The organism is Pseudomonas yamanorum (assembly GCF_013386765.1).
Classification (GTDB): Bacteria; Pseudomonadota; Gammaproteobacteria; order Pseudomonadales; family Pseudomonadaceae; genus Aquipseudomonas; species Aquipseudomonas yamanorum_A.
In genome coordinates this window covers 1-10,698 of sequence record NZ_JACARE010000070.1, presented here as the reverse complement: position 1 = coordinate 10,698, position 10,698 = coordinate 1, and the positions used below count along the sequence as shown (strand labels likewise).

Genomic DNA, 10,698 nt, shown 5'->3' with positions numbered 1-10,698 from the left:
CTTTTGATCTTGATCTTAGGCGCCCCGTTAAACCACGCTGGCCGAACGCAGGTAGTACGGAGCGGGTAAACCGGCAGGACGCCGGTTTAGCCGCGACGGGGCAGGGACGCCCCGTCGCGGCGGCCCGCGGAGTAATGCCGGAGTGCGGGCACACCGAGCCTTAGCGAGGTGCCGAGTGGTGGGGCAAGAGCGTTTTGCTTACTTTTGCGCTTTTCAAAAGTGAGCCGCTGTAAGAGCGGAACCGATATCAGCCGTTACCGAAGAAATGGATATGTACTCACCCCCGGCCCACCTCAGCACCCCGCGCCGAAGCACCTATCCTGCGCAACAGGGGCAACACCTCGGCCCCCACGTGAATCGACTCCTCGAGATGCGGAAACCCCGACAAAATAAAGCTGTCCACCCCCAACTGGTGATACTCCTCGATCCGCTCCGCCACCCGCTCATAACTCCCCACCAACGCCGTCCCGGCCCCCCCACGGACCAGGCCCACCCCGGCCCAGAGGTTGGCCGAAACCTCCAACTCCCGCGCCCCACGCCCACGGCCTTTCATCAATTCAGTCTGGCGACTCTGCCCCACCGATTCATACTTGGCCATCTGCCGTTGCGCCTGGTCAATGGCGTCCTTGGGAATCTCCTCCAGCAGCCGCTCAACATGCGCCCAGGCCGCCTCGTCGGTGCGATCGGCAAAGATGTGCAAGCGCAACCCAAAGCGCAACGTCCGCCCCTGCAACGCGGCCAACTCCCGCATCCGCACCACCCGCTCGGCAATCATCGCCGGCGGCTCACACCACATCAGGTACGTCTGAGCATGGGCAGCGCCCACCTGCTCAGCCGCCTCTGACGCACCCCCAAAATAAATCGCCGGCACCTCGGCCCCAGGCGCCACCGGCGTGTTGATCCCGCTGCGGTAATACCGCCCCGGATGCGCCGGCTGCTTGCCAGCCCACACCGCCTGGAACACCTGCAAGAACTCGGCAGTCCGCGCATAACGCTCATCGTGCTCAAGAAAATCCCCCAACGAACGCTGCTCGAAGCGGCTGGACCCCGTCACCACATGCAACGCCAGCCGGTTCTCGCTGAGCAGTTGCAAGGTCGCCGCACGGTGGGCGGTATAAGCAGGCAGTTCCATGCCAGGCCGCAACGTCAGGAGGAACTTAAGCCGCCGCACTTCCTGGGCCAGCACCGCAGTAATCAGCCATGGGTCTTCGAACCCACTGGCAGTAGGCACCATGATCCCGTCAAACCCGGCCTGTTCGGTGGCTCGCACGATCTGGCGCAGGTAATCGAGGGTCGGCGCGCGTTCGCCTTGCTGGAACAGCCCGACCTTGGGCAGGCCGCTGCTGGTGAGGTGGCGGCCGTCGCCGTTGGTGGGCAGGAACCAGTCAAGCTGGATCGGTGGGCGAACCTCAGTGTTCATGGTGCAGGCGCTCCTTGCGCAGGCCGTGTTGAAAAAGCAGCGGCAGGATCTGTTCCCCAAAGCGCAGCACTTCGCTGACCGCCGGGCCGCCTTGCAGGATGATGTGGCCAACGCCCAGGCCGTGCAGTTCCTGCAGGCGCGTGGCGATTTGACGGGGTGTGCCCACCAGGATCAGCGGTTGGCCGGGGTGCAGTTGCAGCAGGTTCGGGTGGATCTCCCACTGGCGCAACGGGTGACGGTCGCGGGGCACGGTGGCGATGCGGTGGTTGGGCAGGTCCTGGGTCGGCAGCAGCGCGGCGGCGGTTTCCCATGCCAGGTCTTCGCTGTCGCCGATGATCAGGCCAAAGGTACAGGCAAAGGCCAGGCTCGGTTGCAGCTGGCGCCAGCGCCGTATTTCCTGGGCCAGCCACTGCGGATGCCCGGGCCGCAACAGGCAGACTTGGGCGTGCCCGGCCACCAGCGCGTGGCTTTGGCTGTCGTCCAGCACCAGGGGCGGGGCGGGCAGTTCGCGGCGGGCGACGCCGGCGTTTTCCAGTTGGAAGTAGCGGCCTTGGTAATCCAGGCCACCGTCATTCGGGGCCAGCAGTTGCTGGAGGATGTCCAGGTATTCGCCGATGCGCTCGCTGCGCTGGTCGCGGTTCAGCCATTCGCCAAAGGCGCTGCGCAGGCTGCCTTGTTCGCCGTCGGGCAAGTGCAGGCGCACCCGGTGGCTGCTGATGGATTGCAGGCTTTGCAGGGTGGTGGCCAGGGCGGCCGGGAGCATGACTTCCGGCGGCACGCTGACCGACAACTGCACCCGCCGGGTATGGGCGCACAGTGCCGCCGCCACCCCGAGGCTGTCGGCGCACAGGGCGCCGCCGGGGATCCACAGGCCGTCGATGCCGGCGTATTCCACCGCCTGGGCCAGCTGGATCCATTGCCCCGGCCGCGCCGCCCAGTCGGGGGTACAGAGGGGCATCAACCAACTGAATTCAAGGGGCATACACGGGCTCCATAGTTTGGCATCAGCATCACGCGTCGTCGTCGTCGTCGTAGCAGCTGTCGAGCCCCAGCGAGGCTGCGTTCGCGGTGTATCTGACACACCGCAACGCAGCCTCGTTTCACTCGACAGCTGCTACGGGAGCTGACGCTTTCGGGGTGTTTGATCATCCTACTCTCGTCCTCGCCATCCGAGGGCCGGGGCGATGTCCCGGGCGATGATTTCCAGGCGCTTGAGGATCTGGGCCTGGGTCGAGCTTTCGGCCTGGACCACCGCGATCAGGTAGTCAGCATAGGGCAGCAGCGACGGGTCCCGCTGCAGGCTTTCGATCACTTCGTCGGGATGGCCGTGGTGCACGTTCATCAGGCGCAGGTGTTCCTGCAGGTCCACGGCTTGATCAATCAGGCCTTCGCGTTGCAGGCGCGGGATGTGTCGCTCAATGTCCACCGCCAATTCCGCTTGGGCACTGGCCCGGTCCGGTGCCGGGAAAATTGCACGCACCACGCCGATTCGCGGCTGGCGATCGGTGCGGGTCCAGGCGTTCAGGTAGGCATCGGCCAAGGGTTTCTGCACGGTCAGCGGGTCGTGGGTGGCGGTGCCCAGGAGCAGGCCGTTGCCTTGGCTCGCGGTGTAGGCCGCGCCTTCGAGGCTGCCGTGGGAGTGCCACAAGCGGCTGCTCAAACCGGTTGCTGGCGGTTGCAGGGTCAATGGGTTGTGGGGCGTCAGCGGTTCGCCGTCGAGTAACTGCTGGACCTGCTGCTGGCTGTCGCTGAAGTCGACCTGGCGTTGCAGGGCATCACGTCCAAAGGCGCTGAAGTTGTCGAGGTTGGCGCCGCCGCTGCCCAGACCCAGTTGCACCCGGCCGCCGCTCAGGGCGTCGAGCACGCTGGCGTCTTCCGCCAGGCGGATCGGGTCTTCAAACGGCAGCACGATCACCCCGGTGCCCAGTTCGATATGCCGGGTACGCTCGGCCACCGCCGCCAGCAATACCAGCGGCGACGGCAGCCGGCCAAAGCCGTTGCTCAGGTGGTGCTGGGCAATCCAGCCACCGTCAAAACCCAGGGCTTCGGCGACTTCGAATTGTTCGATCAGGTCGCGATAGACCTGCTGTGGATCATCGCCAAAGGCGTGGCTGAGAAAGCCCAGTTTGAAGCTCATGACAGGGTTCCTTGAGGCAGGGTCGGTTGCCAGCCCAGGGCCGGGGCGATCTGTTCGCGGATGATTTCCAGGGCACGGATCGCATCACGCAGCGGGGTGCTGGTGGTCTGCACTTGCAGCACCAGGTGGTCGTTGGCGGTCAGGGTCGGGCCTTGCTGCAGCTGCTCGATGATCTGCTCGACCGGCCCGTGCAGGATCCCGAGGCGCTTGAGGGTGGTGTCGAAATCATCGTCCACCGGCGCCTTGTACACGCCGATGCTTTGCTGGCGCCGCACGTAGGCCTGGATGTCCTGGCGTGTGGCGGCGTCCGGGTTCGGGATCAGTGCTTGCACCCGGGCGATGCGGGGCGGGGTGCCGTTGTCGCCGGTCCAGGCGTTGCGATAGCGGTTGACCAGCTCCACGCCGGCTTCAGGCGGTAAATGCGGGTTCGGCGCCATGATCAGGCCGTGGCCGCGCTCGGCTACCAGTTCCACCCGTGAAGTGGCTTCCCAGATTCGCTGCCCGAGGCCGGCGGCCCGTGGCAGCAGGCGTGAGCCACTGTCGGTCAGTGGCGCGTTACCCAGGGCGTGAAGCAACTCTTGCAGGTGTTGCTCATAGTCGCGGTGGCGCGCCTGCGGCTCGCGGCCGAACGCCGTAAAGGTCTCAGGATCGAAGCCTGCGCCCAGGCCCAGTTCCAGCCGGCCATTGCTCAACAAGTCCAGCACCGAGGCGTCTTCCGCCAGGCGCAGCGGCGCTTCCTGGGGCAGCACGATAATCCCGGTACCGAGGCTGATCCGGCGGGTGCGCTGGGCGATGGCGGCGAGCAATACCAGAGGCGAGGGCAGGCGGCCGTGTTCGCTGGCGAAGTGGTGCTGCGCCACCCAGCCACTGTCGAAGCCCAGTTCTTCAGCGACCTTGAACAGCTCCAGCGTGTCGCGGTAGACCTTGGGATCGAAGCCCGGGCTGTAGACTCGGCTGAGAAACCCCAGGGAAAAACGCGAACTCATGGCTGCACCTCGCGGGCCAGTTGTTTTTGCAGCGCGGGGCCGGCATTGATCGACTCCGGCAGGCCGCTGAATGGGCTGATGGTCAGGTAACCCTTGTTCAGCCATACCGCTTCATCCTGCTTCTGTTGCTCGGCGGTGGCGGCGGGGCTGTACTGGAAGCCAATGCCGGGTTTGCCTGGCAGCTTGAATTGCTTGAGGTCGTCGGTGTACACCGCTTCAAAGCCCACGTAGCTGCCGATTCGGGTGAGTTTCACACCCTTGATCTGCGGGTCTTTTGGCAGGTTGATGTTCAGGCCCAGGCCCTTGGGCAAGAGCGCGCCGTCGGGTTGGCGATGCTGGTCCAGGGCGTTGACCAGCTTCGCCACCAGCAGGGCCGCGCGCTGTGGGTCGGCCTCTTTCAAGTCGGTGCTGACCGCCAGCGCCGGAATGCCCGCCTGCACCGCGACACTCGCGACGTTGAACGTGCCGGAGGCGCTGTTGATCGCCCCCAGGTTATTCCCGGGGTTGGGGCCGACGATCACCAGGTCGGGATGGGGCATGACTTTTTTCAGGCCCATCAGCAAGGCCATCACCGGCGTGCCGCTGATCTCGATCTGCACGTCCTTACCCGCGCACTCGGGGCTTTGGCACACGCCGTTTTCGGTGGTGCTGATGTAGTAACTGTCGGGATAGGCCGGGTCGTCGTCATGGCCGACGGTGACTTCGCGGCCAAAGAAAAACGCGCCGCCCCGGGCGCTCTGGTCGGCTTGCGGCGCGGCAATCCGCACCGTATGCCCCTGGGCCTTGAGCTCGGTGTAAAGGGCGCGAATATTGGGGTGCTGATAGCCGTCGTCGTTGCTCAGCAAAATGTTCAGGGCGAAGGCCTTCGAGGCGACCAGGCTGCCGAGCGCCAGCATCCATGCGCTGTGCTTCATGGTTTTGCTCCTTGGGTAAAACGGTTGGTCGGGCGCGGCAGGCCGAGGTTTTCCCGCAGGGTGGTGCCTTCGTATTCGGTGCGGAACAGCCCGCGTTGTTGCAGCAGTGGAATCACCTGGTCGACGAACAGGTCGATGCCGCCGGGGAAGTACGGGAAGAACACGTTAAAGCCGTCACAGGCACGGGCTTCGAACCACTGCTGGAAGAAGTCGGCGATGTCTTCGGCGGTGCCGATCACCGGGTTGCCGGCGGTCAGGTGCAGGTACAGCTGGCGGATGCTCAGGTTCTGGCTGCGGGCCAGTTCCAGCAGTTTGTCGCGCCGGCTGCCGCGCTGGCCTACCGGGGTTTCCGGCAGCGGGCCGTCAAGGTCGTAGCCCGACAGGTCGATGTCATCGCCCAGGGTGTCGGCCAGGAAACGCAGGCCCAGTACCGGGTCGACCAGGGCCTGGAATTCTTCGAACAGCGCCTGGGCCTGTTCGCGGGTCTCGCCGATAAACGGAGTGACACCGGGCAGGATCTTGACGTGGTCGGGGTCACGGCCAAAGGCGGCGGCCCGTTGCTTGATGTCCTGATAGAACGCCTGGGCGCCGGCCAGGTCATGGTTGACCGCAAAAATCAGCTCGGCGACGCGGGCGGCGAGGGCCTTGCCGGGCTCCGACGCACCGGCCTGTACCAGCACCGGATGGCCCTGCGGCGGGCGGGCGACGTTGAGCGGGCCACGCACGGAAAAGTGTTCGCCGCGATGGTTCAGGGTGTGCAGTTTGGCCGGGTCGAAATACTCACCGCTGGCCTTGTCGCGGGTGAAGGCATCATCGTCCCAGCTGTCCCACAGGCCCTTGACCACATCGTGGAATTCTTCGGCGCGCTGGTAGCGGTCGCCGTGGTCGATATGGGTTTCGCGGCCGAAGTTCCAGGCTTCATCCGAGACCACCGAGGTCACCAGGTTCCAAGCGGCGCGGCCCTTGGACAGGTGATCGAGGGAGGCGAACTTGCGGGCGATGTGGTACGGCTCGTTGTAGCTGGTGGTGGCGGTGGCGATCAGGCCGATATTGCTCGTGACGGCGGCGAGGGCGGCCATCAGCGTGAGGGGTTCGAAGTGCTCGGCCCGCGCCGTTCGGCTGAGTGCATCGTGATGATGCCCCCACAGTGCGACCACATCGGCGACGAACAAGGCGTCGAATTTGCCGCGCTCGGCGGTTTGCGCAATGTGCTTGAAGTGCTCGAAATCCAGGCTGGCATCGGCCTGTGCCAGCGGGTGGCGCCAGGCCGATACGTGGTGGCCGCTGTTGGCCAGGAAGGCCCCCAGCTTGAGTTGATCGGTACGTCGGGTCATGGACAGGCTCCCGGGAAAGGTCAGGCGCAGGGTCGGCGAACCGGCCCTGCGGGCTGGGTCAGAAGGCGTACGTCACGCCGGTGTACCAGTAGCCACCGGTGGTGCCGTAAGGCGAAAAGGTGCCGTAGGGGAAGCCGCCGGAGCTGCTCACCAGGTCGGTGCGTTTCGGGTACTTGTTGAACAGGTTGTTGGCGCCGGCATTCAGGGTCACCGCCTTGGTCAGGTGGTAGTCGATGTTCAGGTCGGTGATCCAGGTCGGCGCGAAGTTGCGGTCGTAGATCTCGGCGGTGCCGTACTCGGTGTAGGAGCCGTAGCGGGTCAGGTTGAGGCTGGTTTCAACTTTGTCGTAGGTCCAGGTGGTGCCCAGCAGCAGTTTGGATTGCGGCAGGCCGTACTTGAGGTTGCCCTGGCGCTGACGGTCGTAGCCACCGTCCGGGCCAAGGGCCTGGGCGGCCACGGCCGAGGCGTGGATCGAGTCGATCTGGGTGGTGTTCCAGTTGAAGCCGGCGCTGTATTTCAGGCTGCCATAGGCACCGATGTCCTGGCGGTAGTCGCCCACCAGGTCGACGCCACGGGTGGTGGTGTCGAGGGCGTTGGTGAAGTAGGTCACTGCCTGGTTGGGGTTGAGCCCGGCGGCGGCGAGGATCGCGCTGATCTGCGGCGTGCCGCCGAGGTAGCCGGTCTGGGCGATGCGGTCCTTGATCACGATCTGGTAGGCATCCAGGGTGATGTTGGTGTTGTCGGTGGGTTGCAGGGTCAGCCCGACGCTGTAGTTGGTCGACTTTTCCGGCTTGAGGGTGGTCGCACCCAACGCCTTGGCCACGTCGGAATTCACCGCCACGTTGCGGTAGTCAAACAGTTGGCCGTTGACGCTGGTTTGCGAGGTGGAGCTGTAGATCTGCTGGGCCAGGGACGGCGCACGGAACCCGGTACTGAAGGTGCCGCGCACCGCCAGGATCGGCGTCAGTTGGTAGCGGGTGGAGATCTTGCCGTTGGTGGTGGTGCCCGAGCCATCGTTGTAGTGCTCGTAGCGTCCGGCCAGGTCCACGTGCCATTTGTCCGTGAAGTCCTGACCGACTTCGCCGTAGCCCGCGAGGCTGATGCGGCTTTTTTCCGCGGCATCGGCCGGGGTAGTGCCCGCACCGGAAATGGTCCCGGGTGGAATAATCGCGCCGTTGGCGCCGGTGTCGAACGGCCCGCTGGCGTAGGAGGCGAGGTCGCCCTTGCCGATCTTGTAGTCTTCGTAGCGCTGTTCCAGGCCCCAGGAAATCTGCGTCGGCTTGTACAGGCCGAGGTCGAAGGCGCGGGTCAGGTCGAGGTTGTTGGTCCACTGGCTGAAGGTTTTCACGCCGGTGTCTACCGAGGTCGGCGAGGTCGGGCCGTAGCTCAGGTTGTAGGTGTCGGTGAGGGTGGCCCGGGCATGGTCCTGGCCATAGGTGCTCGACAGGTCATAGTCCCAGCCGGCGGCCTGGCCCTTGCCGCCGAATGCCACCTGGAAGTCGTCTTCGATGAAGCGCAGGTTGTCTTCGATACCTTCCGGGTACGGCGTCTGGATGCCGTTGAAACTGCCCGGCTGGTGGAAGGCCAGGGGCTTTTCCGAGTTGCGGTGGGTGTAGGTCGAGAACGAGTACAGGGTCAGCGCGTCAGCGACCGGCAATTCGGCGTTGTAGCCCAGGCTGAAGTTCTTCGCCTCGGGCAGGCCAGTGCCGTAGTAGGTGTGGCGCTGGCTGGTGTTGCCGGCACTGTCGGTGTAGGGCGCTGCGTCGGAACGGTCCGAGACGTCCTGTTTTTTCACGTCCAGGGCGAGGTTGATGAAGCCGTCGTTGGGCAGGGCCAGGCCGACGTTGCCGGTCTGGCGCACGGTTTCGCCGTCGCCGTTTTCATAGTTCTGGCCGTAGGTGGTGGACAGGCTGCCGCCATGGTCGGTCTGCTTGAGCACGATGTTGATCACCCCACCGATGGCGTCCGAGCCATATTGCGCCGAGGCCCCGTCACGCAGGACTTCGATGTGATCCACCAGGGCGGTGGGGATCATGTCCAGGTCTACCGGTTGTGAGCCGGAGTTGAGGGAGGTCGCGTTGTTCAACAGCGCGCTGTTGTGGCGGCGCTTGCCGTTGACCAGCACCAGCACCTGGTCGCCGTTCAGGCCACGCAGGCTGATGGGGCGCACGATCGAGGTCGAGCCGAAGCCCGACGAGGCCGGCTGGTTGAGGGACGGCAGCACCTTGCTCAGGGCGCGGGTCAGGTCGCCCTGGCCGGTGGCGAGCAACTGCTTGGAGGAAATCACATCCACCGGCACCGGGCTCTCGGCCAGGGTGCGGGCCTGGCCACGGTTGCCGATCACCACGACGGTGTCCAGCGGGTTGTCGCTGGCCGGGGCATCGGCGGCGAGGGTCAGGCTGCTGTAGCTGGCGGCCTCGCACACGGCGAGGAACAACAGGGTATGGGCGAAGGCCTTGCCGGGTTGGCGGCGGCCTGCGACGCGTGATGGATTCATGATGTGCAACACTCCAGTGTGGTTAGGCGACGAGCCTTGTTCGAGGGCGGCTTGTTGAGTTCAAGCTCTGGTGGAGGCAGGAGAGCAAAGGCTGTGCCATCGCTGAAAAGTCTTGGATAACAAGGGGTTGTTGGCGGGCTGGGGTAGCGGGTGGTGTTTTTCTAACAGGCGGGAAGGCAGGGTGTTGGTTTTTGTGCAGGGGATTTTTCCGAGAGACGGCTGGCGTACGCTGGGGCGGGGAAATGCCTGCTTGGCACACCCCTTGCTCTCCCCACGCCATACCTAAACCCAAGGAAGCTTTTCTGTATGCCTAGACCCGGCCCGCGCAACGCCCTCACTGATATTCCCGGCCTGGAGGTTGGCCACGCCACAGACCTGTATGCCGACACCGGCGTCACGGTGATCCGCCCGGATGGTTTCTGGACTGCCAGTATCGACATTCGTGGTGGCGGCCCTGGCGGTCGCGAAACGGCGGCGCTGGAGCCGGAGAACATGGTTGGCCAGTTGCACGCCCTGGTGTTTGCCGGTGGCTCGGTGTTTGGCCTGGGGGCGGCGGATGCGGTGGCAGCGAAGTTGTCCCAAGACCAGGTGGGGTTGCATTTGAAGCCGGGTGCGCCGGCGATTCCTATCGTGCCGGCGGCGGTGTTGCATGACCTGGCCAATGGCGGCGACAAGGATTGGGGCCTGGAGCCGCCTTATCGACGGTTGGGGTTTGAGGCTCTGGCCAACGCTGGTCCGGACTTTGAGCTGGGCTCGGTCGGGGCTGGGCGTGGGGCCATGGCCGGGGTGTTGAAAGGCGGGCTGGGTACGGCGTCGCTGGATTTGGGGGATGGGTTGGTTGTGGCTGCGTTGGTGGTGGCCAATCCGATCGGTTCGGTCTACATGCCGGATGGTGAGACGTTTTGGGCTTGGCCGTGGGAGGTGGCGGGGGAGTTTGGTGGGGCGCGGCCCGTCACGGAGATGGATTGCAGTGACCCGATGCCGGAGTTGTCGCGGCTGGATTCCATGGGGCGCCTGCAAGCGGGGGCCAATACGACGTTGGTGGTGGTGGCGAGTACGGCGCGGTTGACGGTGGCGGAGTGCAAGCGGGTGGCGATCATGGCCCAGGACGGGATTGCCCGGGCGGTGCGGCCGGCGCATTTGCCGTTTGATGGGGATACGGTTTTTGCGTTGGCCTCTGGGGCTGTGGAGTTGACGGATGGGCCTCGGCGGCAGGTGGAGATTGGGCGGATTGGGTCGGCGGCGGCTGACTGCGTGGCTCGGTCGATTGCGCGGGGGGTGTTTGCTGCGCGGGCTTAGGTTGGGGTGTATATCCGTTATTCAGGTAACGGCGGCTTATGGTTTCGCTCTTACAGCGAGTCACTTTGGAAAAGCCCCAAAGTAAGCAAAGGGCTCTGCCCCGCCTGTCGG

Annotated in this window: 8 protein-coding genes; 1 reads left to right on the top strand and 7 read right to left on the bottom strand. The window is 65.0% G+C overall.

Annotated elements, in window-relative coordinates:
* Positions 1-277: 277 nt before the first annotated feature.
* The 7 genes from HX875_RS31660 to HX875_RS31630 all read right to left on the bottom strand — a co-directional run bounded on the left by HX875_RS31660 (position 278) and on the right by HX875_RS31630 (position 9,288).
* Complete coding sequence (locus HX875_RS31660) at positions 278-1,420, bottom strand: LLM class flavin-dependent oxidoreductase (RefSeq protein WP_177048863.1); 1,143 nt, start codon at positions 1,418-1,420, stop codon at positions 278-280.
* Complete coding sequence (locus HX875_RS31655) at positions 1,410-2,402, bottom strand: LLM class flavin-dependent oxidoreductase (protein ID WP_177048861.1); 993 nt, start codon at positions 2,400-2,402, stop codon at positions 1,410-1,412. Before HX875_RS31655 ends, HX875_RS31660 begins: the two co-directional genes overlap by 11 nt.
* A 168-nt stretch (positions 2,403-2,570) precedes the next feature.
* Positions 2,571-3,557 carry an LLM class flavin-dependent oxidoreductase gene (locus tag HX875_RS31650; RefSeq protein ID WP_177048859.1) on the bottom strand — a complete coding sequence of 329 codons (987 nt, stop codon included), beginning with the start codon at positions 3,555-3,557 and terminating at the stop codon, positions 2,571-2,573.
* Positions 3,554-4,543, bottom strand: coding sequence for an LLM class flavin-dependent oxidoreductase (locus HX875_RS31645; RefSeq protein ID WP_177048857.1), 990 nt, complete (start codon positions 4,541-4,543; stop codon positions 3,554-3,556). Before HX875_RS31645 ends, HX875_RS31650 begins: the two co-directional genes overlap by 4 nt.
* The gene (locus HX875_RS31640) at positions 4,540-5,457 is read right to left on the bottom strand and encodes a 5'/3'-nucleotidase SurE (protein ID WP_177048855.1); all 918 of its coding nucleotides are present in this window, start codon (positions 5,455-5,457) and stop codon (positions 4,540-4,542) included. Before HX875_RS31640 ends, HX875_RS31645 begins: the two co-directional genes overlap by 4 nt.
* Positions 5,454-6,791, bottom strand: a complete 1,338-nt coding sequence (locus HX875_RS31635) for an LLM class flavin-dependent oxidoreductase (protein WP_177048854.1) — start codon at positions 6,789-6,791, stop codon at positions 5,454-5,456. Before HX875_RS31635 ends, HX875_RS31640 begins: the two co-directional genes overlap by 4 nt.
* Before the next feature lie 58 nt (positions 6,792-6,849).
* Positions 6,850-9,288: a TonB-dependent receptor plug domain-containing protein gene (locus HX875_RS31630; protein WP_177048853.1), complete on the bottom strand. Its 2,439-nt coding sequence runs from the start codon at positions 9,286-9,288 to the stop codon at positions 6,850-6,852.
* 306 nt (positions 9,289-9,594) lie between these two features.
* Between HX875_RS31630 and HX875_RS31625 the strand changes: the two genes are divergently transcribed.
* Positions 9,595-10,587, top strand: a complete 993-nt coding sequence (locus HX875_RS31625; protein WP_177048852.1) for a P1 family peptidase — start codon at positions 9,595-9,597, stop codon at positions 10,585-10,587.
* Positions 10,588-10,698 lie beyond the last annotated feature (111 nt).

What these genes read in the sequence shown, in the direction of transcription:
- HX875_RS31660 (WP_177048863.1), bottom strand. Translation starts at nt 1,420, where the DNA reads ATGAACACTGAGGTTCGCCCACCGATCCAGCTTGACTGGTTCCTGCCC.
- HX875_RS31655 (WP_177048861.1), bottom strand. Translation starts at nt 2,402, where the DNA reads ATGCCCCTTGAATTCAGTTGGTTGATGCCCCTCTGTACCCCCGACTGG.
- HX875_RS31650 (WP_177048859.1), bottom strand. Translation starts at nt 3,557, where the DNA reads ATGAGCTTCAAACTGGGCTTTCTCAGCCACGCCTTTGGCGATGATCCA.
- HX875_RS31645 (WP_177048857.1), bottom strand. Translation starts at nt 4,543, where the DNA reads ATGAGTTCGCGTTTTTCCCTGGGGTTTCTCAGCCGAGTCTACAGCCCG.
- HX875_RS31640 (WP_177048855.1), bottom strand. Translation starts at nt 5,457, where the DNA reads ATGAAGCACAGCGCATGGATGCTGGCGCTCGGCAGCCTGGTCGCCTCG.
- HX875_RS31635 (WP_177048854.1), bottom strand. Translation starts at nt 6,791, where the DNA reads ATGACCCGACGTACCGATCAACTCAAGCTGGGGGCCTTCCTGGCCAAC.
- HX875_RS31630 (WP_177048853.1), bottom strand. Translation starts at nt 9,288, where the DNA reads ATGAATCCATCACGCGTCGCAGGCCGCCGCCAACCCGGCAAGGCCTTC.
- HX875_RS31625 (WP_177048852.1), top strand. Translation starts at nt 9,595, where the DNA reads ATGCCTAGACCCGGCCCGCGCAACGCCCTCACTGATATTCCCGGCCTG.